A 23188-nucleotide genomic window follows, 5' to 3' on the forward strand; every position below is an offset into this window, starting at 1 on the left:
ACGCCGGCCTGCGGTGTGCCGGCATGAGCGTATCCGTGCCCGACGACCGCCTCGCGCAGGCGAAGGCCTTGGTCATGGCAGCGTTCCGGGAGCCGCAGCGTGCCGATGCGCTGCTGGCCGAGGCCGAGGCACTTGTGCGCGCCGCGGCCAGAACGGCACCCGCCGATCCACGCCCGCTCACCTGTCTGGGCGCGGTGCTGTGCGATCGCGGGCACTACCGGCGGGCAGCGGCGGCACTGCGCCGCGCCGTGCGCCTGCAGTCCGACGATCGCAGTACCTACTTCAATCTGGGCGTGGCCTTGCTCAACGTGGGCCAGCAGGCCGAAGCCATGGCCGCGTTCCGGCACGCGGCCAGCCTGCGCGCCGCGCCGATATCGTGGACGGCGTACTTCGATCCGCACGCACAGTAGCGATGCCGCGCCGATGCGGCAGCGCCAGGGCGCATGCCTGCCGCTGCGCGTTTACGGCAGACCGGCCAGCCAGTCGTCGTCGCTGCCTTCGTTGATGTCGGCGAACAGCGGCGTGGAGAAGTAGCGCTCGCCGGTATCCGGCAGCATCGCCAGGATCACCGCGCCGGGCGCCGCGGTTTCGGCCACGCGCAGCGCGGTGGCCACCGTGCCGCCGCCGGAGATGCCGGTGAAGATGCCTTCCTCGGCGGCGAGGCGGCGCGACACCGTGATGGCGTCGGTGTCTTCGACGCTCAGCACCTCGTCGTAGACCTCGCGGTTGAGGACCTCGGGCACGAAATCCGGCGTCCAGCCCTGGATCTTGTGCGGCTTCCACTCCTGGCCCTGCAGCAGGGCCGCGCCGGCCGGTTCGGTGGCGGTGATGTGCACTTCCGGACGCGCGAGCCGCAGCACTTCGCCGACGCCGGTGAGGGTGCCGCCAGTGCCCCAGCCGCTGACGAAATGGTCGAGCCGGCGGCCGGCGAAGTCGCGCAGGATTTCCGCGGCGGTGGTGCTGCGGTGGTAGGCCGGATTGGCCGGGTTGGCGAACTGCCGGGCCAGGAACCAGCCGTGCTGCCTGGCCAGTTCCTCGGCCTTGCGCACCATGCCGCTGCCGCGCTCGGCGGCCGGGGTCAGGATCACCTTGGCGCCGTAGGCGCGCATCAGCTTGCGGCGCTCGATCGAGAAGGTCTCCACCATCGTCGCCACGAACTTGTAGCCGCGTGCGGCGGCCACCATCGCCAGCGCCACGCCGGTATTGCCGGAGGTCGCCTCGACGATGGTGTCGCCGGGCTTGAGCAGGCCGCGCGCCTCGGCGTCGAGCACGATCGCCAGGGCCAGGCGGTCCTTGACCGAACCGCCGGGATTGAACGCCTCGACCTTGACGTACAGGTCCACGTGCGCCGGCGCCAGCCGCTGCAGCTTGACGATCGGGGTGTGGCCGATGGTGTCGAGGATGTTGTCGTAGATGGCCATGGGCAAGGTCTCCGGGAATGGGGGGGCGGGTCAGGCGGCGTGGGCCAGGGTAGGCGCCGCCTGCTTCGGGGAAGGTGAGGGCAGCGCGTGCAGCGGGGCGGCGCCGAACCAGTGCAGGGTGTCGGCCAGTGCGGCCACCTCGCCGAGGATCAGCAGCGCCGGCGCACGCACAGCATGCGCGCGGGCGGTATCGGGCAGGTCGGCGAGGGTGCCGCGCACCACCCGCTGCTCGGCACGCGAGCCGTTTTCCACCAGCGCAAACGGCGTGCCGGCGGCGCGGCCGGCGGCGAGCAGGCGCGTGCGCACCGTGTCCAGGCCGGCCACGCCCATGTACACCGCCAGGGTCTGCCGTTCCTGTGCCAGTGCGGTCCAGTCCAGGGTGTCCAGCGAGGCCTTGCAGTGCGCGGTGACCAAGCGCAGCGATTGCGCGTGGTCGCGATGGGTCAGCGGGATGCCGGCGTAGGCGGCGCAGGCCAGCGCGGCGGTGATGCCGGGCACCACCGCGTAGTCCACGCCGTGCGCGCGCAAGTATTCCAGTTCCTCGCCGCCGCGGCCGAACACGAACGGGTCGCCGCCCTTCAGCCGCACCACCCGGCGTCCGCGCCGCGCGTGTTCCAGCAGTAGGGCGTGGATCTGCTCCTGTGCGACGCTGTGGCCATCGGCCGATTTGCCGACGGCGATGCGTTCGGTACCTGTCGGTATGAGCTGCAGGATCGCGGCGCTGACCAGGCGGTCGTGCAGGACCACGTCGGCCTGGCGCAGGGCGTGCAGCGCGTTGCCGGTGAGCAGGCCGGGATCGCCGGGCCCGGCGCCGACCAGGGTCACGCTGCCTGGGCGCAGCGGCAGCGCATGCTGTGCGGCGGTCTCGGCGGCAGCGGCATTGGCTGCGGACGCCGGCTCGGCCGGCACGGCTTGCGCCAGCACCCGCCGCGCGGCCGCGGCCTGCAGCGCCTGGCGGTTGGCCATGGCGTCCTCGCTCGCGGCGATCAGGTACCAGACGCTGTCCAGCCAGTCGCTGTCGAAGGCGCCGTGCAGCCAGGCCAGCCGTCCCTGCGCGGCCAGCGCATGCAAGCCCGGGGTCAGGGTCGGCGCGGCGACCCGTGGCAGGGCGCCGGCGGCGAGCAGTGCCTGCAGCTGGCGCTCGGCGGCCGCGCCGCCGCCGATCACCAGCACGGCCCGGTCGCGCAGGTCCGGATACAGGGCAATCGGGGCTGGACTCACAATGACGGCTCGCGACGCAGGGCAGGAGGGAGCGACGACCGTAGCGCCGGCTCATAGCCCCAGGAAATGACTTCATGCCCAAGGCAGATAGCTTTCGGTTATAAGGTGAAAGGCCGAATTCCACTACAGTCGAGCGTCCCGCCTGGCGGCGCCTCGCCCTCGTCCCGATGACGCTGACCCAACTCCGCTACCTTGTCGCCATTGCCGATGCCGATCTGAACATCACCCTGGCGGCGGCGCGCGTGCACGCCACCCAGCCGGGGCTGTCCAAGCAGCTCAAGCAACTGGAGGACGAACTGGGCTTCCTGTTGTTCGTGCGCAAGGGCCGCAGCCTGGAAACGGTGACCCCGGCCGGGCGCGAGGTGATCGAGCGCGCGCGCGCGGTGCTGGCCGAGGCCAACAACATCCGCACCTACGCTGCCAACCAGCGCCGCGAGAGCCAGGGCCAGCTGACCCTCACCACCACCCACACCCAGGCGCGCTTCGTGCTGCCGCCGGCGGTGGCGCAGATCAAGCAGGCCTATCCGCAGGTCAGCGTGCACCTGCAGCAGGCCGCCGAGAGCGCGGCGCTGGACCTGCTCAGCCAGGGCGACGCCGACATCGCCATCGTCAGCACCGCCGGTAGCGCGCCGGCGGCGGGCATCGCCGTGCCGCTGTACCGCTGGCGGCGGCTGGTGCTGGTGCCGCGCGGGCATGCGTTGGACGTGCCCAGGCGGGTGCCGGACATGGCGGCGCTGGCGGCGCAGCCGCTGATCAGCTACGAATCCTCGACCCGCGCCGGCTCTTCGCTGCAGCGCGCCTTCGGCCGGCTCGGACTGGAGCCGCGGATCGCGTTGACCGCGCTCGACGCGGACCTGATCAAGACCTACGTGCGCACCGGTCTCGGTGTGGGGTTGCTGGCGGAGATGGCGGTGAGCGCCAACGACACCGATCTGCGCGCGTGGCCGGCGCCGCCGGAGATTCCCGACTGCATCGCCTGGGCGGTGCTGCCGCGCGACCGCGTGCTGCGCGACTACGCGCTGGAGCTGGTGCACGTGCTGGCGCCGCAGATCGACACCCGCGACCTGCGCCGGGTGATGGAAGGCAACCAGCAGCCGGATTGGCCGGCGCCGCCGAGCTGGGAAGATCTGACTCAGACCATTACCAGCTAGAAGCCGGGAATGGGGAATCGGGACTGGGGAATCGCGACAGCGGCGTCCTTTGATCGATACGGCGATTGGCTTCGGACAGACGTCTGGCAAAAGAAGTAAGGGCAACGGCGTCGCGGCCTGCACTGGAATGAAGACCCCGCACCGGCGTGGCTGCCTGCCGTGCGCGTTGCCGCAGCGCGAGCCGCCGCCTATCATGCGGCCCCTTCTGCCACCCGGCAGACCGCGACCCTGGGCGTGCCGGCGGCTGTCGGTACCACGCCGCCGCTGTGCGGCCGCCGCCCAGGGCGCGTCGACTTTCCCAACGCAAGGACGCCCGATGCATCCTGTTCTTCAGCACAACCTGTTCTTCGTCAAGGAACAGGTCGGCATGTTCAAGGCCGCCAACAACTACGACGTGTTCGATCCGCACAGCAACCGCAAGCTGCTGGAATGCCGCGAGCCGAACCTGGGCGTGTTCACCAAGATCTTCCGGTTCACCGACTACAAGCGCATGACCCCGTTCCAGGTGGAAGTGCGTACTCCGGATGGGCAGAAGGTGCTGACGGTCAAGCGCGGCTTCTCGCTGTTCCTGTCCAAGGTCGAGGTGCTGGACGAGCGCGATCGGCTGGTCGGTTCCTTCAGCCAGAAGTTCTTCTCCATCGGCGGCAAGTTCGATGTGCTCGATGCCCAGGGCGCGCCGGTGTGCACGCTGCGCGGCAAGTGGACCAGTTGGGATTTCCGCTTCGTGCAGGGCGAGCGCGAACTGGCGCAGGTCTCGAAGAAGTGGGCCGGGCTGGGCAAGGAACTGTTCACCAGCGCCGACAACTACATGCTGTCGATCGCCGAGAGCCTGCCGGCCGAGGATCCGCGGCGGATCCTGATCATGGCGGCGGTGTTGTGCATCGATATGGTGTTGAAGGAGTGACTGTGAAGCCGGGAATGGGGAATCGGGAGTGGGGAATCGCAAAAGCGGGATTCCCGCGGCGGCGGCTCCCCGGCCCCTCACACTGCACGGCCGTGGCCATTGTGGGAGGGACTTCAGTCCCGACTGCAGGCTGCCGGAAGACCTTGGTACCTCACTGGTCCCTGCCGAGCCCTGGCCACTCAACGCTGCGCGGCTGCGCTTGACATCTTCCTTCTCCCCCCGGGAGAAGGTGCCCCGAAGGGGCGGATGAGGGTACGGTCGCCAGTGCCAGTACCCGCGCTCAGCGCAGCGCAGTTCAGGCGTCTCACACTGGGCGGCCGTGGCCATTGTGGGAGGGACTTCAGTCCCGACTGCAGGCTGCCGGAAGACCTTGGTACCTCACTGGTCCCTTCCGAACCTTAGCTGCTCAACGCTGCGCGGCTGCGCTTGACATCTTCCTTCTCCCCCGGGAGAAGGTGCCCCGAAGGGGCGGATGAGGGTACTGGCGCCAGCGCAAGTACACCTGCGCCAGCGTGGCTCGGGCGTCAGGCGTCCGTGCTCGCCGCCGGCAGCAGCACAGTGAAGCGGCTACCGTGGCCCGGCTGGCTGCGCACTTCCACCGTGCAGCCCAGGGTCTCGGCGGCGCGGCGCACGATCCACAGGCCCAGGCCGAGGCCGTCGCTGCGCGGGTCGGCCTGGCGGAAGGCCTGGAACAAGGTGCGCAGGCCCTCTTCGTCCATGCCGATGCCGCGGTCGATGATCTCCACCGCCACCTGATCGCCGCGGCGCCGGCAGCCGATCAGCACCTTGCCCTGCGCGGTGTACTTGACTGCGTTACCGAGCAGGTTGCCGAGCAACGTGGACAGCAAGGCTGCGCTGCTGCGCACGCGCAAGGACGTCGGCACGCTGCGCAGCTGCACGCCCTTGGCCGCAGCCTGCGGCTGCCAGGTGGCCAGGATCGGTGCCAGCACCTCGGCCAGGGCCAGGGTCTGCAGCGCCGGCAGGCGCAGCTCGCCGGCGGCGGCGTTGGTGGCGAGCTGGTCGAGCCCGCTGGCGACCTGGTTCAAGGCGGTACGTGCGGTCTCCAGCGCACCATCCTGCGCCGCGTCCTGCTGGCGCTGCAGCTTGCTCAGCGCGTACGACGCGGTGCGCAGCGGGGTCTTCAGGTCGTGGCCGGCGATGGCCATCAGGCGACTGCGGTAATGGTTGGATTCCTGCGCCAGATGCAGCGCCTTGCGCAGTTCCAGTTGGCCCATCGCCTGCCGCGCCAGCGCGCGCAGCGCTTCGATCTGCTCGTAGCTGAGCTGGCGCGGGCGCCGGTCCAGCACGCAGACGGTGCCCAGGGCCAGGCCGTCGGAGGTCTTCAGCAGCGCGCCGGCATAGAAGTGCAGGCGCATCTCGCCGGTGACCAGCGGATTGCAGGCGAAGCGCGGATCCTCGCGGGTATCCGGCACCAGCAGCAGGTCGTCCTCGAGCAGGGCGTGCGCGCACAGCGAGGTCGCCAGCGGCGTTTCGCGCGTGCCCAGCCCGATCTCGCTCTTGAACCACTGGCGCTCGCTGTCGATCAGGTTGACCACCGCGATCGGCGCCTGGCAGATCAGCCCGGCCAGCCGGGTGATGTCGTCGAACGCCGGCTCGCGCGGGGTGTCCAGGATCGCGTAGCTGTGCAAGGCGTCCAGCCGCAGCGCTTCGTTGCGGGGCTTGGCCGCGCAATAGACCGGGTCGGCGGCGGGTTCGACGGGAGACATGCGGCGCGACTCGGGCGGAAAGGCACGCAGTCTATGGTACCTGTCACGGTTTTTGCCGACGCGGCGTTCACACGGTGCTCGCGTGCGCTGCACCTGCGCTTAGCGAATCGGCTGCGCCGGCGGTGTCGCCTGGTCAGCCCACCCAGCGGCCCTCCGCGTCGACCAGCGGCGTCCCGTCCTCCTTGGCGAAGGCGCCGCGCTGCGGCGACGGCAGGATCTCCAGCACGGTCTCCGACGGCCGGCACAGGCGCGTGCCCAGCGGGCTGACCACGATCGGCCGGTTGAGCAGGATCGGGTGCTGCAGCATGGCCTCCAGCAGCGCGCCATCGTCCAGCGTCGGGTCGTCCAGCCCCAGCTCGGCGTAGGGCGTGCCCTTCTGCCGCATCAGGTCGCGCAGCGGCAGCCCGCTGGCCGCCGCCAGCGTCTGCAGGGTGGCGCGGTCGGGCGGGGTCTTCAGGTATTCGATCACGGTCGGCTCGACGCCGCTGTTGCGGATCAGCCCGAGCACGTTGCGCGAGGTGCCGCAGGCGGGGTTGTGGTAGATCGTGATCGTGGGCATGGGTCGGCTCGCTGAGTGGGACGGAACAAGGCTGGCCGTGCCGGAATCCTGCACGCGGCCGCGGCCGATGGTGCCGCAATCGGGGCGCCATGCAAGCGCCGCGCTCGCCGGACACGGCGGTGCGCGGCGCCCGCGATGGTCGCCGCCGCGTCGGAAACGCCGGCCCGTCGTCGATCTGCAGAGAGCGCATGGTCCGGCCAGGCACCTTGCCGGGCGCCTGGGCGGCGGCAGGACGATGGCGATGCGGCCGTGCTCCGGGGGCGGTAGCGGCCGCTGGGGCTTCGGTCTACCGACCGAGAACGCTGCCCGCCCGGCACCGCCACGACGTGCATGCGTCACTTCGCCGCACAGGGCATCGCACGCGTTTCAATGGCCGTCGCACCCTCTAGAATGCGCCGATGGTCCGTCTCCGCCAGTTGCCGTCGTGTTGGGCCGCGCTCGCCGCATTGGCGCTCGGCCTGCTGCTGCTGGCGCCGCCGATCAGCCAGTGGCGGCAGGCGCAGGCCGAGGCGGCGGCGTTGCAGGACCAGGCGCTGTGCACCAGTAGCGGCCTGCGCCTGGCGGCGCTGGCGGGAGCCGTTTCGGCGGCGCATGGCGGCCACCACGACGATGCCGGCCTGGCGCACGCGCCGGCCTGCGATTACTGCCTGCTTGCCGCGCGTCTGCTGCCGTGGGTAGTCCTGTTGCTGGCGTTGCTGCCCTGGCGCTGTCCGCCAGTGCCGGTGGCGGCGCGGCACAGCCTTGTCGTCACGGTCACCGCACGCCGTGCACACCCGGTACGTGGGCCGCCGCTGTTCTCCTGATCCACGGGTTGCCGTTTCCGTGCCGCGGCATCGCTGCGGCACGCCCTCGTGCCGATGGAGTTTTCGCCATGTTCCGTTTTCCTGCCATGCCACCGGTGGTGGCGTGCTGTTGTGTGTGTCTCGCCGCGGCCGCGCCCGCCCATGCCGCCGACGCGCCGCCCGGCGCCGCCGGCGATTCCGTGCTGACCCTGGGCAAGGTCCAGGCCGTCTCGCCGCTCGCCGCCGGTTCCAGCGCGCGCAGCGTGTTCAGTTCCGTCGACATCCTCGGCGGCGATCTGCTGCAGGACCAGCATGTGGACTACAGCTGGGAGTTGCTGATGCGCGCGCCCGGCGTACAGGTGACCCAGTTCAAGATGGGCACCGACGCCGGGCGCTTCTCCTTCCGCGGCTTCAACGGCGAAGGCCGGATCAATGCGGTCAAGTTGCTGATCGACGGCGTGCCCAGCAACGACAATGCCGGCGCCATGCCGTACCTGGATGCGGTGTTCCCGCTGGACATCGCCGCGATCGAGATCGTGCGCGGCACCAACGACCCGCGCTACGGCCTGAACGCGATCGCCGGCAGCGTCGACGTGCTGACCCGCAGCGGCGGCAACGACGGCCGCGCCAGCGTCACCGTCGGCAGCTTCGGCACCCGCGAGGTGCAGGCGACGCAGGGCATCGAGCGCGGCGCCTGGAGCCAGAACTACTTCGCCGCCTGGCGCGACAGCGACGGCTACCGCGACCACGCCGACGCGCGCAAGCATGCGTTCGCCGGCAAGTGGTTCTACACCGATCCGGACGGGCGCTGGCGTGCCGGACTCAGCGCGCGCGACTACCGCAACACGGCGCTGGAGGCGGGGTATCTGGACTACGCCACCGCGCAGCGCGCGCCACGCAGTTCGCCCGACTACGCGCGCGACGACCGCAGCCAGCGCCACACCACGCAGGTGTCGCTGCACCTGGACGCGCGCCTAGCCGAGACCGTGCAGGGCAGCGCCAAGGCGTACTGGAACCGCTACGACAATCAGCGCTGGGTGCGCTTCACCGCGGCCGGCGCGCAGCAGGAGCGCGACACCGACGAGCGCCAGCGCGGCATGCTGGCCAGGTTCAGCTGGCGCCCGGCGCTGGCGCGTGCCGACGCCTTTGCGCTGGAGGGCGGGGTCGACGCGCAGTGGCAGGACAATATCTCGCAGCGCTACCGCACTGTGGCGCGCGTGCGCACCGCGCCGTTGCGCGACTGGGACTTCGATCTGCATACCGAAGGCGCCTACGTGCAGGCGGTGCTGCGCCCGACCGAACGCCTGCAACTGGTGCCGGGCTATCGGGTGGATCGCGTCGGCGGGCAGTTCCGCGACCTCGCCAGCGGCGCGCGCTATCCGACCTACGCCTACGGCACGATCCGCCAACCCAAGTTGAGCGCGGTGTACGCGCTGACCGCGCAGGCAAGCCTGTACGCCAACATCGGCCGCACCTTCCAGATCGGTAGCGGCAACGGCGCCTACCGCACCCAGGCGCGCAACCTGGCGCCGTCCTACAACGATGGCTGGGAGACCGGCCTGAAGTTCGCCGGTGCGCAGCAGCGCTGGGACGCACGCGTGGCTTACTGGGAGCAGCGCGCCTCCGACGAAGTGGCCACGATCCTGGGCGTGAACGGCAGTGTCGGCACCGGCGAGGTCGGCAACGTCGGCAAGACCCTGCGCCGCGGCTGGGATGCGCAACTGAACCTGCGTCCGGACGAGCACTGGACGCTGTGGCTGGCGTATTCGCGGCAGCGCGCGGTCATCGTCACCCCCGACCCGAGCGCGCCGGCCACACGCGGCAAGGAAATCGAGAACGTGCCGCACTACCTGGCCAACGCCGGCATCGACTGGCAGGCCACGCCGCGGCTGACACTGTCGGCCTGGGGCAACGCACAGGGCGATTACTACGTGGAGCGCAGCAACACCCTGGGCCGCTACGGCGGCTACGCGCTGGCCAATCTCGGTGCGACCTGGCGCTGGCGTGCGCAGCGCGAAGTGTCGCTGCAACTGAAGAACCTGACCGACCGGCACTACGTCTACGCCTGGTACGACAGCGGCTCCTCCGGCTACTCGCCCGGCGACGGCCGCTCGCTGTACGCCACGCTGAGCTGGGGCTGGTGATGGCGACGCACTCTCCCGCGTCCGCTGTGGTGCCGGCACGCTTCTACCGCGCCGTGTGGCGCTGGCATTTCTATGCCGGCCTGCTGGTGCTGCCGCTGCTGGTCTGGCTGGCGCTGACCGGCGCGGCCTTCGTCTATCAGCAGCCGATCGACGGCTACTTCCACCGCGCGCTGAAGACCGTGTCGGTACCCGCCCACGCGCAGACACTGGCGCCGCAGCGGCTGCTGGACGCGGCGCTGGCCGCGCAACCCGGCCAGGCACTGCGCTACACCACGCCGCCGCGGCGCGATGCCTCGGCGGAATTGACCATCGCCACCGCCGATGGCCGCCGCCAGGTCGTGTACGTGGATCCGTACCGGGCGCGGGTGCTGGGGCAGTTGCCCGAGCACGGCACCGTGGCCTGGACGATCCGCCGCCTGCACAGCCTCGACTATGTCGGCTGGTTCGCCAACGCGCTGATCGAGGTGGCGGCCGGCTGGGCGATCCTGCTGGTGTTCACCGGCGTGTACCTGTGGTGGCCGCGCGGGCGCCGCGGCGGCGTGACTACGGTGCGCGGGCGGCCGGCGCAGCGGCTGTTCTGGCGCGATCTGCATGCGCTTACCGGCAGCGTGGTCGGGGTGCTGCTGCTGTTCCTGGCGCTGACCGGGATGCCGTGGTCGTGGTTCTGGGGCGCGCAGGTCAACCGCCTGGCCAATGGTCATCACTACGGCTATCCGTCCGGGCTGCGGGTGGACCTGCCGATGTCGACGCAGCGGCTGAGCGACAGCGAGGTGCCGGCGTGGTCGCTACGCCAGGCGCGCCTGCCGCAGTCGTCGCCGCCGGCCGCGGACCCGCACGCGGCGCACGGCGCGCATGGCGGACACGAGGAGCATGGCGAACATGGCGACATGGCCGACATGCCGGACGCCATGCCGGCGGCGGGCGCGATCGGTCTGGATGCGGCGGTGGCGCGATTCCAGGCGCGTGGCATCGCGCCCGGCTACAGCGTCGCGCTGCCGCGCGGCGCACGTGGGGTCTATACCGCTTCGGTGTATCCGCCGGACCTGGCGCAGCAGCGGGTGATCCACTTGGACCAGTACAGCGGCCAGTTGCTGCTGGACATGCGCTACGCCGACTACGGCCCGCTGGCCAAGACGCTGGAGTGGGGCATCAACGTGCACCTCGGTCAGGAGTACGGTGCGCTCAACCAGATCGTGCTGATCGTGGCCTGCCTGGGCATCGTGCTGCTGTGCGTGAGCGCGGCGGTGATGTGGTGGAAGCGGCGCCCGCAGGGCGGGCTCGGGGTGCCGCCGCTGCCGGCGGACCGGCGCACGCTGCGCGGCGTGGTTGCGCTGCTGGTGCTGGGCGGGATGCTGTTTCCGCTGGTGGGTGTGTCCTTGCTGCTGATGCTGGCGCTGGACTGGGTGCTGGTGCTGCGGCGGGAGCCGGTGGTGGCGGCTTAGCAGGTCGATGTCGGAATGTGCTGTGATGCTGCCGCGATAAGCCGATCCATCGGCGCATCCGACTTGTTGCAGTCGGGACTGAAGTCCCTCCCACAAGGCGCAGCCAGTGCTGTCGGCACCCGCAGGAGATAGGGATTCTGAGCCGTAGAAGCGGCTTCAGCCGCGACCGGGCGTTCCCATGAAACCCGGTCGCGGCTGAAGCCGCTCCTAAGGAAAAGACGCGGTGTGGCCGGTAACGCCTGTCGCAGTTGACGCCGCGCCTACAAAGAGCCCGAACATGTGCTGGCGCGTCTCACAGATCCTCGTGGATCCCGCATTCGCGCTTGAGGCCGAAGAAGCGGGTGTCTTCCTCGCGCATGCCCGGTTCCCAGCGGCGGGTGGTGTGGAAATCGCCGATGGAGACGTAGCCCTGTTCCCACAGCGGGTGATAGGGCAGGTCGTGCTGCTGCATGTATTGCCACAGGTCGCGATCGCTCCAGTCGGCGATCGGATTGATCTTGTAGCGATCGCCGCGCTTCTGCACGAACGGGGTCTGCGCGCGGCTGTCGGACTGGCTGCGGCGCAGGCCGGTGAACCAGGTGCCGACCCTCAGTTCGTCCAAGGCGCGACGCATCGGCTCGACCTTGCGCAGATTGTTGTACTGCTCGATGCCGACCATGCCCTGTTCCCACAGGCGGCCGTGGCGCGCTTCCATCCAGGCGCGGCTGACCAGCGGGCGGTAGATCTTGAGATTGAGCTTGAGCCGCTCGGTCAGCGCGTCGGCGAAGCGGTAGGTCTCGGCGAACAGGTAGCCGGTGTCGATCAGGATCACCGGGATGTCCGGGCGCTGCCGGGTCAGCAGGTGCAGGGTGGCGGCCGATTGCGCGCCGAAGCTGGATGACAGCGCCGCTTCGGCCGGGCCGTGCTGCAGCGCCCAGGCCACGCGCTCGGGCGCGGACAGCGTCGCCAGCAGCGCATTGGCGGCATCGAGATCCAGGGCCGGCACCGGTGCGTTGGCGGAGGCGTCTTGGGAGGCGGCGGGCAGAGCGCTCATGCGTGCAGTTCCGACGGAATCAGGTGACGGTGGGTGGGATAGGCGGGCAACTCGACCACGCCGGTGCGGTGCAGGAAATCGCCGAAGCGCTCGTCCTCATGCCGCTCGTTGGCATAGCGCGCGAACAGCGGTTCCAGCGCGGCGAGGATCTCCGGCTCGGCGATGTTCTCGCGGTACAGGGTGTTGAGGCGCTGCCCGCGGTGGTCGCCGCCGAGCATCAGGTTGTAGCGGCCCGGCGCCTTGCCGACCAGGGCGATCTCGGCCAGGTAGGGCCGCGAGCAGCCGTTCGGGCAGCCGGAGAGGCGCAGCAGGATCGGCGCGTCCTGCAGGCCGTGGCGCGCCAGCAATGGCTGCAGCTGCGCGGCGAACGCCGGCAGGTAGCGCTCGGCCTCGGCCATCGCCAGGCCGCAGGTGGGCAGGGCCACGCAGGCCATGGCCGCGCGCGCCAGCGCGGTGGGTGCGCGGTTGCCGGCGTCCAGCGCATGCGCGCGCACCAGCGCGTCGATCGCCTCGCGTTGCGCGGCGGGAACGCCGGCGATCACCAGGTTCTGGTTCGAGGTCATGCGGAAGTGCGCGCCGTCGCCGGCGTCGCGCAGCTGCGTGGCGATCGCGCGCAGGCCGCTGAGGTGCTGTGCGCCGTCGGCGTGGTCGGCGATGCGCCCGGCCGGCAGCGACAGGGTCAGGTGCCAGCGGCCGTCCTCGCCAGCCTGCCAGCCGGCGCGGTCGCCGTTGTGCTCGAAGGCGAAGTCGCGCGTGGGCTGCAGGCGCACGCCGGCACGGCGCTCGATCTCCGCCAGCACCGTCTCCAGGCCGTGGTCGTCGATGGTGTACTTGAAGCGCGCGCGCTTGCGCACGGTGCGGTTGCCCAGGTCGCGCTGGGTGGTGACCACCGCGGTAGCGACATCCAGCAGGTGCGCGCGGTCGATGAAGCCGACCACGTTGGCCACGCGCGGGTAGGTCTCCGCATCGCCATGGCTGGCGCCCATGCCGCCGCCGAGGCTGACGTTGTAGCCGACCAACGTGCCGTCGGCGTCCAGCACCCCGATGAAGCCGAGGTCGTTGGCGAACACGTCGACGTCGTTGATCGGCGGCAGCGCGAAGCCGATCTTGAACTTGCGCGGCAGGTAGGCGTTGCCGTAGATCGGCTCGTCCTCCTGGCCGCTGCCGGCGACCTGCTCCTCGTCCAGCCAGATCTCGTAGTAGGCGCGGGTATTGGGCAGCAGGTGTTCGGACACGCGCGCGGCGTCGGTGTAGAGCGTGGCGTGCGCCTGCGAGGCGAGCGGATTGGCGGCGACCTGCACGTTGCGGTTGACGTCGCCGCAGGCGGCCAGGGTATCGATCAGCGCGGCGTTGATCGCCTGCATGGTCGCCTTCAGCTCGCGCTTGATCACCCCGTGGAACTGGAACGCCTGGCGCGTGGTGACGCGCAGCGAGTGGTTGCCGTAGGTGGTGGCGATGGCATCGAGCTTGAGCCACTGCGCCGGATCGACCACCCCGCCCGGGGTGCGCGTGCGGATCATGAACTGGTAGGCCGGCTCCAGCTTCTGCCGGCGCCGCTCCTCGCGCAGATCGCGGTCGTCCTGCTGGTAGCTGCCGTGGTACTTGATCAGCGTCTGATCGTCCTCGCGCAGCGCCCCGGTGACCGGATCGGCCAGGCTCTGCAGCAGTGACCCGCGCAAGCGCTGGCTGTGGTGCTTGATGTCTTCGACGGAGTGGGACATTGGGCAGGGAATCGAGAATGGGGAATGGGGAATGGCAAATGCGGGTGCGTCGGATTACGGAAAGCCCGTCGAGGCCGGCTGTTGCCCATTCCCCATTCCCGTTTCCCGATTCCCCGCCTCAATAGACATCACGCGCATACCGCCCCTCCCGCTGCAGTTGGCTGAGGTAGGCGGCGGCGTCCTCGGGGCTGTGGGCGCCGTGTTCGGCGACGAGCTCCAGCAGGGTGGCGTGCACGTCCCTGCCCATGGCGATGGCGCCGCATACGTACAGGTGCGCGCCGTTCTGCAGCCAGTCGTAGACGGCACGGCCGTGTTCGCGCAGGCGCTGCTGCACGTACACCTTGGCCGGAGCGGCAGTGCCGCGCAGCGGTTGCACGTCGCGCGAGAACGCCAGGTCCAGCCGGTGCAGTTCGCCGCTGCGCAGCGCCTGCTGCCATTCGGCCTGGTAGAGGAAGTCGCGGTTGAAGTGGCGGGCGCCGAAGAACAGCCAGTTGCGGCCGCTGGCGCCGCTCTCGGCGCGCTCCTGCACGAAGCCGCGGAACGGCGCCACGCCGGTGCCGGGGCCGATCATCAGGATGTCGCGGCTGGCGTCGGCCGGCACCCGGAAGCGTTCGTTGGGCTCGATGTAGATCGGGGCGCTGTCGCCTTCGGCCAGGGCGGCCAAATAGCCGCTGGCGGCGCCGCCGTGGGCATGGCCGTGCGCGTCGTAGGCCAGCACGTCGACGGTGAGGTGGGCTTCGTCGCCGACCCGCTTGCGGCTGGAGGCGATCGAGTACAGGCGCGGGACCATCGGCCGCAGCGCCTGCAGCAGCGCGGCGTGGTCCCAATCCGCCGGCCAGCGACGCAGCACGTCGATCACTTGGTGATCGGCGAGCAGCGCCGCCAGGCCGGCGGTCTGGGTGGGGTCGAGCAGCTCGGTCAGCGCGGTCGCGCCGGCGCGTTCGGCGACCGCGCTGAGCAACGGGCGCGAGGCCCGGGTCAGTTCGCGGTGGCCGCTGAGCCACTCGTGCAGGGACAGTGTCTGCCCATCGGCGGTGAGTTCGGCGTGACCGTCCAGTCGCGTCGCGGTCAACACCGCCTCGACCAGCGCAGGCGGGTTGCGATGGCGCACGCCCAGGGCATCGCCGGGTTCGTAGTGCAGGCCGCTGCCGGCCAGCGACAGCTCCAGGTGGCGTACGTCCTTGTCGGCCGGGCCGTGCGCGGCGTAGCGCGGGCCCTTGAAGTCGCGGCCGCTGATCGGCTGGTTGGCCAGCACTTCGGCGGCGAACGGCTGGGTGCGGCTCCAAGCCGTCGCCGCGGTGCCGCGCAGCGGGGTCACCGTGGCCGACGGCGCCGCGGGCGTGTGGCGGCCCAGTACGTCGCGTGCCTGCGCCAGCGCCTGCACGCGCCATGGCGCCGCGACCGTCTCGATCTCCAGGTCGGCCTCGCCCAGCGGCAGCAGCCGCTGCGCGCCGAGTTCGGCCAGGCGCGCATCCAGGCGCCGGGCGATGCCGCAGAAATCGGCGTAGCTGGAATCGCCCAGGCCGAGCACGGCGTACTGCAGCTGCGGCAGCTTTGGCGCGCGCCGGCTCTGCAGGAACTCGACGAAGCCGATCGCATCGTCCGGCGGGTCGCCCTCGCCCTGGGTGCTGATGACCACGTACAGCAGGCGTTCGTTGCCCAGCTCGCGGGTGGGATAGACGTCGGCGCGCAGCAGGCGCACCGCCAGCCCGGCGGCTTCGGCCTCGGCGGCGACCTGTTCGGCGGCGCGGCGCGCGTTGCCGGTCTGGCTGCCGTAGACGATGCTCAACTGCGGCGCGGGCGAGGGTGACGCGGCGACACCGGCGACCACGGCCAGCGCCGGCGTTGTCGGCCCCTGCGCCTGGGCCAGGCCGGCGGCGTAGCCGGACAGCCACCACAGGCCGGCCGCGTCCAGGCCCTCCACGGTCCGCGCCAGCAGTGCCTTACGCTCCTCGGGCAAGGGGCTGGGCGGCAACGCGGGCGAGGCGGCGGTCATGGCCGGTCCGGGTGTTGGGAAGGGATGACCGATGTTAGGGAAGCGTTGCGCGGTGCAGAAAGGAACAGGGGTTATCGGCTCATGCCCGGGGCTTATTTCTGCCGGGCGGCCGGCGCGACGCACACTGCCGCCCCGACTGCCACGACCGCTGCTACGCTTCGGTCCGGTCTCCCACTGCCTGCTGCCGCCGTCTCGATGAGTGCGTTTTCCCTGTCCCACCTCGACCGCCTCGAGGCCGAGAGCATCCACATCCTGCGCGAGGTCGCTGCCGAGTTCCGCAATCCGGTGTTGCTGTATTCGGTCGGCAAGGACAGTTCGGTGCTGCTGCATCTGCTGCTCAAGGCGTTCGCGCCGGCGCCGCCGCCGATCCCGCTGCTGCACGTGGACACGCGCTGGAAGTTCCGCGAGATGATCGCCTTCCGCGACCGCCGCGCCGCCGAGACCGGCGTGGAGCTGCGCGTGCACATCAATCCCGACGGCGTCGCCCAGGACGTCGGCCCGTTCAGCCACGGCGCCAGCGTGCACACCGACGTGATGAAGACCCAGGCGCTCAAGCAGGCGCTGGACCTGTGGAAGTTCGATGCCGCCATCGGCGGCGCGCGCCGCGACGAGGAGAAGGCGCGCGCCAAGGAGCGCGTATTCTCGTTCCGCAATGCGCACCATCGCTGGGATCCCAAGCAGCAGCGTCCGGAGTTGTGGAATCTGTACAACCCGCGCATCCATCCCGGCGAGAGCGTGCGCGTGTTCCCGCTGTCCAACTGGACCGAGCTGGACATCTGGCTGTACATCTACCGCGAAGCGATTCCGGTGGTGCCGCTGTACTTCGCCGCCGAGCGCCCGGTGGTGGAACGCGACGGCGCGCTGATCATGGTCGACGACGCACGCCTGCCGCTGCGTCCCGACGAAACCCCGCAACTGCGCCGCGTGCGCTTCCGCACCCTCGGCTGCTACCCGTTGACCGGCGCGATCGAGTCGCAGGCCGACACCCTGGAGAAGATCATCGCCGAGATGCTGCAGGCCACCACCTCCGAACGCCAGGGCCGGATCATCGACCAGGATCCGGGTGCCTCGATGGAGCAGAAGAAGGTGGAGGGGTATTTCTGATGGGCTGGGAATCGGGAACAGGGAATCGGGAATCGCAAGTGCAAAAGCAAGCATCGCCGCCATCTGGCGCGTCGCAGGAGACCGCTGTTTCCATTCCCCATTCCCCATTCCCTATTCCCGTAGGCGGCGACGCAGTCGCCGCCTACCTGCAGCAACACGAACACAAGCCGCTGCTGCGCTTCATCACCTGCGGCAGCGTCGACGACGGCAAGAGCACGCTGATCGGTCGCTTGCTGTACGACAGCAAGCGGCTGTTCGACGACCAACTGGCCGCGCTCGGTGCCGACAGCAAGCGCCACGGCACCCGCGGCGGAGCCATCGACTATGCGCTGCTGCTGGACGGCCTGGCCGCCGAGCGCGAGCAGGGCATCACCATCGATGTGGCCTACCGCTATTTCGATACCGACCGGCGCAAGTTCATCGTCGCCGACTGCCCCGGGCATGCGCAGTACACCCGCAACATGGCCACCGGCGCCTCCACCGCCGATGTGGCGGTGGTGCTGGTCGATGCGTCCAAGGGCGTGCTGACCCAGACCCGCCGGCACAGCTACATCGTCGCGCTGCTGGGCATCCGTCACGTGGTGCTGGCGGTCAACAAGATGGACCTGGTCGAGTTCGCGCAGGAGACGTTCGACGCGATCGCCGCCGAGTACCGCGCGCTCGCCACGCAGTTGGGCATCGCCGACGTGCAGTGCATTCCGCTGTCGGCGCTGGAGGGCGACAACCTGTCGCAGCGTTCGGCGCGCATGCCCTGGTATGCCGGCCCGGCGCTGCTCGAACACCTGGAAGGGGTGCAGTTGGACGCGCGCAGCGGCGACGGCGGCCTGCGCCTGCCGGTGCAGTGGGTCAACCGGCCGCACGCGCAGTTCCGCGGCTTCGCGGGCACCGTGGCGGCCGGCGCGGTGCAGCCTGGCGATGCGGTGGTGGTGTTGCCGTCGGCGCGGCGCGCGCAGGTCGCGCAGGTGCTGATCGGCGCCGAGCCGGTTCCGCGCGCGGTCGCCGGGCAGGCAGTGACCCTGACCCTGACCGAGGAGATCGACGTCAGCCGTGGCGATGTGATCGCCGCTGCCGGCGATCCGCCGGAGGTGGCCGACCAGTTCGCCGCGCACGTGCTGTGGATGGACGATGCCGCGCTGCTGCCGGGTCGCCCGTACTGGCTGAAGATCGGTGCGCGCACTGTGGCCGCCAGCGTCACCGAGATCAAGCACCGCATCGACGTCAACACGCAGGAGCGGCTGGCGGCCAAGCGCCTGGAACCCAACGAGGTCGGCTACTGCAACCTGGCGCTGGATCAGCCGATCGCCTTCGCCCCGTACGCGCAGGACCGTGCGCTCGGCGGCTTCATCCTGATCGACCGTCACAGCAACGCCACCGTCGCCGCCGGGACCCTGGATTTCGCGCTGCGCCGCGCCGGCAACGTGCATTGGCAGCACCTGGACGTGGACAAGGCCGCGCGCGCGCGGATCAAGGGACAGACACCGAAGGTGCTGTGGTTCACCGGCCTGTCCGGCGCCGGCAAGTCGACCATCGCCAACCTGGTCGACAAGCGCCTGCACGCACTGGGCTACCACACCTTCATTCTCGATGGCGACAACGTGCGCCATGGCCTGAACCGCGATCTGGGCTTCACCGACGAGGATCGCGTGGAAAACATCCGCCGCGTCGCCGAGGTGGCCAGGCTGATGACCGATGCCGGCCTGATCGTGCTGGTCAGCTTCATCTCGCCGTTCCGCGCCGAGCGGCAACTGGCGCGAGAGCGCTTCGGCGAGGGCGAGTTCCTCGAAGTGTTCGTCGACGTGCCGTTGCCGGTGGCCGAGGCGCGCGACGTCAAGGGCCTGTACGCCAAGGCGCGCTCTGGCCTGATTCCCAACTTCACCGGCATCGACTCCCCGTACGAGGCGCCGGAGCGGCCGGAACTGCACCTGCACGCCGATGGCGACAACGTCGAAGCGCTGGCCGCGCAGGTACTGGCGGCGCTGGGGTTGCAGGACTGAGGCGGGGGCGGGGCGTTGCGAGGGTCGATCGCCTTCCCGATGCCGCCGCACTGTAGGAGCCAACTGTCATGCAGTCGCGCCGAAGAGCGCCCGCCAGGCACCCGACCTCGAGGCGTCGGGACTGAAGTCCCTCCCACAGTGCACCCAGCCAACGTGTCGCAAGTCTCGGCGTGAGCTGTTCCGTCACACGCGAATAGTGCTCGCTGTTGCGGAAATCAGCGTTGTTGTGTGTCCATCAGGATCAGCAGGCAATAAGCGCCACCACGCGCAGTGCATTTGTTGGCGGACACGGCAATGATCCAGGCGTGTGCAGCAGTCGCAGTTGCTTCGGCCTTTGCTGTTGATGTTGCTCTGGCTTTTGATTGAACGGGTTCCCTTCCGCAGTGGCGGCCATCGCGGGGGAAAACCCCGCAGGGACGGCGCACATGGACGTGCCCCGTTCGCGGCAGGGGCGGGATGCCTCTTTCGCGAATCCCCGGGATGGACGCGGACCCGGAGCGCGTCAGCGCGGAGGGCGCAAGGCAGGGTGTGCTTTACCACAGCCGAAGGCTGATCAAAGTGACTCGCCGCAAGGCGAAAGCCCTGGCTGTTGCTTGAGATGTAGGGGCCGGACGTGAAGAACCTCCGCGGTGCCCGCGGGCTAAATCACGGGCGGTCATCACGTGACAGCCGCGGCCGCGCATGCTTAAGTCGTCGCCCTCCTCATCGGCGAAGGCCCGTCCATGCCAGCTCTGTCCCGTCGCATGCTGTTCTCCGTCCTCGCGCTGTGCTGCGGCGCGGCCTGCGCGCAGGCCCCCGATGCGGTGCCGACCGGACGCCTGCCGAATTGGGTGGTGCCGGAGCACTATGCGCTGGACTTGAAGATCGATCCGGAGCGCACCAGCTTCGACGGCACCGCCACCGTCCGCGTGCGCCTGGAGCGCGCCTCCGATCATCTGTGGCTGCACGGCAAGGAGCTACGGGTGAGCAAGGCCACGCTGCGCACCGCCGATGGTGCGTCGTTCCCGGTGCGCTACACCCAGGCCGACGCGCAGGCCGGCGTGGCCCGCATCGCCTTCGGGCGCACGCTGCAGCCGCAGGAACTGATCCTGACCATCGTCTACAGCGCGCCGTTCAACCAGCAGTTGCAGGGCCTCTACCAGGTCAAGGCGCAGGGGCATGCCTATGCCTTGACGCAGATGGAGCCGATCAGCGCGCGCTACGCTTTCCCCGGCTTCGACGAGCCGGCGCTGAAGACGCCGTTCGCGCTGCGCCTGACCGTGCCCGAGGGCGAGCAGGCGCTGGCCAATACCCGCGCCGAGTCCACCGAGCCGGCGGGCAAGGGCTGGAAGACCGTGCGCTTCGCCGAGACCGTGCCGCTGCCGACCTACCTGGTGGCCTACGCGGTCGGGCCGTGGGACGTGGTCGACGGGCCGGCGCTGCCGGCCACGCCGCAGCGCGCGCAGGCCACCCCCTTGCGCGGCGTCGCTGCACAAGGACAGGGCCCGCGCATCCGGCGCGCGCTGCAGCAGACGCCGGAGATCATCGCCGCGCTGGAGGACTACTACGACTTCGGCTATCCGTTCGACAAGCTGGACCTGGTGGCCGCGCCGGACTTCTCCGCCGGGGCGATGGAGAACCCCGGCTTCGTCACCTTCCGCGACTGGCTGTTGCTGCTGGACGACGATTCGCCGCGGCACAACGTCGAGGGCTCGTTCAACGTCACCGCGCACGAGCTGGCGCACCAGTGGACCGGCGATACGGTGACCATGGCCTGGTGGGACGACCTGTGGCTCAACGAGGCCTTCGCCACCTGGATGCAGCAGAAGATCACCATGCGCCTGCGGCCGCAGTACCGCGCCGACCTGGACCGCATCAGTGCCGCGCATGACGCGATGAACAACGACAGCCTGGTCAGCGCGCGCAAGATCCGCCAGCCGATCACCGGCAACGGCGACATCGAGACCGCCTTCGACAGCATCACCTACCGCAAGGGCGCCGCGGTGCTGGGCATGTTCGAGCAGTTCGTCGGCGAGGATACCTTCCGCAGCGGCATGCGCAGCTACATTCGCGCGCACCGCTTCGGCAACGCCACTGCCGACGACCTGGTCGATGCCATCGCCGCCGCGGCCGGCAAGGATGAGGAGTTCAAGGCCGCGTTCCGCAGCTTCCTCGACCAGCCCGGCGTGCCCTATCTGCAAGCGCAGCTGCAGCCCGAGGCGGGCGGCGCGGTGCTGCAACTGCACCAGCAGCGCTTCCTGCCGCTGGGCTCGCGCGGCAACGCCGCACAGACCTGGGGCGTGCCGGTGTGCGTCAAGTACGGCACGCGCCAGGGCGTGCGCCGCGCCTGCCAGATGCTGTCTTCCGGCGACGGCCGCCTCGCGCTCGCTGGTGCCGATGCCGACAGCTGGGTGATGCCGAATGCCGGCGGCACCGGCTACTACCGCTTCGCCCTGCCCAAGCCGCAGCTGGCCGCGCTCGGTCGCCATCTCGATGCGCTCGACGATGCCGAGAAGCTGGCCTATGCCGATGCCATCGACAGCGCGTTCCGCACCGGCGAGGCCGATACCGCGGACGTGATCGCGGCGATGCAGCAACTGGCGCCGGCCAAGGCTACGGCGGTGGCCACCGCGATGAACGACCGCATCGCCTGGATCTGGCGGGTGCTGGCGCGTGACGAGGCGCAGCGCGCCATGCTGCGCCAGGCCACCGACGCCGCGTTCGGCGCACGCCTGCGGGCGCTGGGCGATCGGCGCCGCGCCGGCGACAGCGATGACGACGTGGCGCTGCGCTCCACCCTGGCCGAACTGCTCGGGGTGACCATGGGCGTGCCGGCGGTGCGGCAGGCGCTGCTGGCCCAGGGCGATGCGGTGCTGGCCGGCAAGGGCGGTGCGCTGGATTTCGCCGCCGCCAACCCGGATCTGCTTGGCGCAGCGCTGACGGTGGCGGTGCAGGCGCGTGGCGCGCCCGCGGTGGACGCATTGATCGCCGCCCTGCGCGGTCACGGCGAACCGGCCCAGCGCAATGCGATGATCGAAGCGCTCGGCGCCGTGCAGGATCCGAAGCAGTTGCAGAAGGTGCGCGATTTCGCCCTGACCGATGCGATCAAGGTCGGCGAGATGAACAGCCTGCTGATGGGCGCGCATGCCGAGCCGGCCACGCACGCCTCGATGTGGCCCTGGTACACCGCCCACTTCGATCGCATCGTGGCGCGCTCCGGTTCCTTCGACGGCGGTCGCTTGCCGGCGCTGGCGGCCAGCGGTGGCTGCGACGCCGCCGAAGCGGACCGGCTGGAGGCGTTCTTCACGCCGCGCCTGAAGGCACTCAGCGGCGCCGACCGCGGCCTTGCGCAGACCGCCGAAACGATTCGCCTGTGCAGTGCGCTGCAGGCGCGGCAGCGCGCCGCGTTTCCGCCGCACTGATCGCAGTTGCCAGGTCCCTGCGCCGCCCGCATGCTATGCGGCGCGCACTCGCGCGGCAGGCGCAGGGATGGCGGATCCGGTGGCGGACGACGCTGCCGGGCAACGTTCAGGGGGGAACGCATGGATCCGAAGCTGCATGACGTGTTGGCCAGAACCAATGTGGCCGAACTGGTCCAACCGGCGTGCACCGAACAGGTGACGCATCAGCCGGTGCAGCCGGAGCCAGCGCCGCCGCCGCCGCCCAGATACGCCACCTCCGATCCGTTCCAGTACCACCTGGCCAGCACAGAGGTCGTCGGCAAATTAGCCGAGGGGCGTACGTCGCCGGCGCTGCGCTTTTTCGGCTGGCTGGTGTTCGGACTGCCGATGGCCTCGTTCGGATTGATGATGCTGCACGCGATCTGGTATGACGCGTCGGCGCATGCCCTGTATGTGCCGCACAGCCTGGGGCAGGCGGTGCGCATGCTGCTTGGGACTGCATCGGCGCTTGCCTTCGTGGTGGCCTATCCGTACTTCACCCGGCGTCGTACCGGCAAGACTGATTGAGCGGCCCAAGCCGTGCCACGCGTGCGCTGCGTCTCATCGCGC

The 23188-nt window shown here is 70.2% G+C and carries 17 protein-coding genes; 10 read left to right on the top strand and 7 right to left on the bottom strand.

Translation table 11 applies throughout. The annotated features are described in order from the left end of the window. Positions 1–23: 23 nt before the first annotated feature. Positions 24–410: a tetratricopeptide repeat protein gene (locus tag CEK66_RS05160; protein ID WP_017908607.1), complete on the top strand. Its 387-nt coding sequence runs from the start codon at positions 24–26 to the stop codon at positions 408–410. Positions 411–461: 51 nt separating this feature from the next. Here CEK66_RS05160 and cysK read toward each other — a convergent pair whose 3' ends face one another. Together cysK and cobA are read right to left on the bottom strand one after the other, a co-directional pair. Then, on the bottom strand, positions 462–1421 hold the full coding sequence (gene cysK / locus CEK66_RS05165) for a cysteine synthase A (protein ID WP_017908608.1): 960 nt from the start codon (positions 1419–1421) through the stop codon (positions 462–464). A 30-nt stretch (positions 1422–1451) separates the two neighbouring features. Beyond that, a complete protein-coding gene (gene cobA, locus CEK66_RS05170; RefSeq protein WP_152236168.1) occupies positions 1452–2642 on the bottom strand; it encodes a uroporphyrinogen-III C-methyltransferase in 1191 nt (396 codons plus the stop codon). 167 nt (positions 2643–2809) lie between these two features. Here cobA and CEK66_RS05175 point away from each other — a divergent pair, with 167 nt between their 5' ends. Together CEK66_RS05175 and CEK66_RS05180 are read left to right on the top strand one after the other, a co-directional pair. Continuing rightward, positions 2810–3793 (top strand): LysR family transcriptional regulator, encoded by a 984-nt coding sequence (locus CEK66_RS05175; protein ID WP_017916788.1) that lies wholly within the window; start codon positions 2810–2812, stop codon positions 3791–3793. A gap of 316 nt (positions 3794–4109) precedes the next feature. Beyond that, positions 4110–4697 (top strand): phospholipid scramblase-related protein, encoded by a 588-nt coding sequence (locus tag CEK66_RS05180; RefSeq protein ID WP_017908488.1) that lies wholly within the window; start codon positions 4110–4112, stop codon positions 4695–4697. A 524-nt stretch (positions 4698–5221) separates the two neighbouring features. Here the strand turns inward: CEK66_RS05180 and CEK66_RS05185 are convergent. Both CEK66_RS05185 and arsC read right to left on the bottom strand, forming a co-directional pair. Beyond that, a complete protein-coding gene (locus CEK66_RS05185; protein ID WP_152236169.1) occupies positions 5222–6424 on the bottom strand; it encodes a GAF domain-containing sensor histidine kinase in 1203 nt (400 codons plus the stop codon). Positions 6425–6557: 133 nt separating this feature from the next. Then, a complete protein-coding gene (gene arsC / locus CEK66_RS05190) occupies positions 6558–6983 on the bottom strand; it encodes an arsenate reductase (glutaredoxin) (RefSeq protein ID WP_152236170.1) in 426 nt (141 codons plus the stop codon). Positions 6984–7381: 398 nt separating this feature from the next. Between arsC and CEK66_RS05195 the strand changes: the two genes are divergently transcribed. From CEK66_RS05195 to CEK66_RS05205, 3 genes are all read left to right on the top strand, one after another. Next, complete coding sequence (locus tag CEK66_RS05195) at positions 7382–7786, top strand: DUF2946 family protein (protein WP_152236171.1); 405 nt, start codon at positions 7382–7384, stop codon at positions 7784–7786. A 68-nt stretch (positions 7787–7854) separates the two neighbouring features. Beyond that, the gene (locus CEK66_RS05200; protein ID WP_152236172.1) at positions 7855–9909 is read left to right on the top strand and encodes a TonB-dependent receptor; all 2055 of its coding nucleotides are present in this window, start codon (positions 7855–7857) and stop codon (positions 9907–9909) included. Continuing rightward, positions 9909–11351, top strand: a complete 1443-nt coding sequence (locus CEK66_RS05205; protein WP_152236173.1) for a PepSY domain-containing protein — start codon at positions 9909–9911, stop codon at positions 11349–11351. Before CEK66_RS05200 ends, CEK66_RS05205 begins: the two co-directional genes overlap by 1 nt. A 292-nt stretch (positions 11352–11643) precedes the next feature. Here CEK66_RS05205 and CEK66_RS05210 read toward each other — a convergent pair whose 3' ends face one another. The 3 genes from CEK66_RS05210 to CEK66_RS05220 all read right to left on the bottom strand — a co-directional run bounded on the left by CEK66_RS05210 (position 11644) and on the right by CEK66_RS05220 (position 16101). Beyond that, positions 11644–12384 carry a phosphoadenylyl-sulfate reductase gene (locus tag CEK66_RS05210; protein WP_152236174.1) on the bottom strand — a complete coding sequence of 247 codons (741 nt, stop codon included), beginning with the start codon at positions 12382–12384 and terminating at the stop codon, positions 11644–11646. Further along, complete coding sequence (gene cysI / locus CEK66_RS05215) at positions 12381–14105, bottom strand: assimilatory sulfite reductase (NADPH) hemoprotein subunit (protein ID WP_152236175.1); 1725 nt, start codon at positions 14103–14105, stop codon at positions 12381–12383. Before cysI ends, CEK66_RS05210 begins: the two co-directional genes overlap by 4 nt. Positions 14106–14223: 118 nt before the next feature. Further along, positions 14224–16101 (bottom strand): assimilatory sulfite reductase (NADPH) flavoprotein subunit, encoded by a 1878-nt coding sequence (locus CEK66_RS05220; protein ID WP_152236176.1) that lies wholly within the window; start codon positions 16099–16101, stop codon positions 14224–14226. A gap of 195 nt (positions 16102–16296) precedes the next feature. Between CEK66_RS05220 and cysD the strand changes: the two genes are divergently transcribed. The 4 genes from cysD (at position 16297) to CEK66_RS05240 (ending at position 23146) form a co-directional block, all read left to right on the top strand. After that, complete coding sequence (cysD, locus tag CEK66_RS05225; protein WP_152236177.1) at positions 16297–17205, top strand: sulfate adenylyltransferase subunit CysD; 909 nt, start codon at positions 16297–16299, stop codon at positions 17203–17205. Next, a complete protein-coding gene (gene cysN / locus CEK66_RS05230; protein WP_152236178.1) occupies positions 17205–19199 on the top strand; it encodes a sulfate adenylyltransferase subunit CysN in 1995 nt (664 codons plus the stop codon). The genes cysD and cysN overlap by 1 nt, the downstream gene beginning before the upstream one ends. A gap of 722 nt (positions 19200–19921) precedes the next feature. Beyond that, complete coding sequence (locus CEK66_RS05235; RefSeq protein WP_152236179.1) at positions 19922–22600, top strand: M1 family metallopeptidase; 2679 nt, start codon at positions 19922–19924, stop codon at positions 22598–22600. A 120-nt stretch (positions 22601–22720) separates the two neighbouring features. Next, positions 22721–23146 (top strand): hypothetical protein, encoded by a 426-nt coding sequence (locus CEK66_RS05240; protein ID WP_152236180.1) that lies wholly within the window; start codon positions 22721–22723, stop codon positions 23144–23146. Positions 23147–23188: the final 42 nt, after the last annotated feature.

Origin of the sequence: Xanthomonas sp. LMG 12460, assembly GCF_009192895.1 — a bacterium.
Classification (GTDB): Bacteria; Pseudomonadota; Gammaproteobacteria; order Xanthomonadales; family Xanthomonadaceae; genus Xanthomonas_A; species Xanthomonas_A sontii.

Bases quoted from the DNA above. Each gene is read 5' to 3' on its own strand.
- cysK (WP_017908608.1), bottom strand. From the start codon at position 1,421: ATGGCCATCTACGACAACATCCTCGACACCATCGGCCACACCCCGATC.
- CEK66_RS05200 (WP_152236172.1), top strand. From the start codon at position 7,855: ATGTTCCGTTTTCCTGCCATGCCACCGGTGGTGGCGTGCTGTTGTGTG.
- cysN (WP_152236178.1), top strand. From the start codon at position 17,205: ATGGGCTGGGAATCGGGAACAGGGAATCGGGAATCGCAAGTGCAAAAG.
- CEK66_RS05180 (WP_017908488.1), top strand. From the start codon at position 4,110: ATGCATCCTGTTCTTCAGCACAACCTGTTCTTCGTCAAGGAACAGGTC.
- CEK66_RS05240 (WP_152236180.1), top strand. From the start codon at position 22,721: ATGGATCCGAAGCTGCATGACGTGTTGGCCAGAACCAATGTGGCCGAA.
- cysD (WP_152236177.1), top strand. From the start codon at position 16,297: ATGAGTGCGTTTTCCCTGTCCCACCTCGACCGCCTCGAGGCCGAGAGC.
- CEK66_RS05235 (WP_152236179.1), top strand. From the start codon at position 19,922: ATGCCAGCTCTGTCCCGTCGCATGCTGTTCTCCGTCCTCGCGCTGTGC.
- CEK66_RS05175 (WP_017916788.1), top strand. From the start codon at position 2,810: ATGACGCTGACCCAACTCCGCTACCTTGTCGCCATTGCCGATGCCGAT.
- CEK66_RS05205 (WP_152236173.1), top strand. From the start codon at position 9,909: ATGGCGACGCACTCTCCCGCGTCCGCTGTGGTGCCGGCACGCTTCTAC.
- CEK66_RS05220 (WP_152236176.1), bottom strand. From the start codon at position 16,101: ATGACCGCCGCCTCGCCCGCGTTGCCGCCCAGCCCCTTGCCCGAGGAG.
- arsC (WP_152236170.1), bottom strand. From the start codon at position 6,983: ATGCCCACGATCACGATCTACCACAACCCCGCCTGCGGCACCTCGCGC.
- CEK66_RS05160 (WP_017908607.1), top strand. From the start codon at position 24: ATGAGCGTATCCGTGCCCGACGACCGCCTCGCGCAGGCGAAGGCCTTG.
- CEK66_RS05195 (WP_152236171.1), top strand. From the start codon at position 7,382: ATGGTCCGTCTCCGCCAGTTGCCGTCGTGTTGGGCCGCGCTCGCCGCA.
- CEK66_RS05210 (WP_152236174.1), bottom strand. From the start codon at position 12,384: ATGAGCGCTCTGCCCGCCGCCTCCCAAGACGCCTCCGCCAACGCACCG.
- CEK66_RS05185 (WP_152236169.1), bottom strand. From the start codon at position 6,424: ATGTCTCCCGTCGAACCCGCCGCCGACCCGGTCTATTGCGCGGCCAAG.
- cysI (WP_152236175.1), bottom strand. From the start codon at position 14,105: ATGTCCCACTCCGTCGAAGACATCAAGCACCACAGCCAGCGCTTGCGC.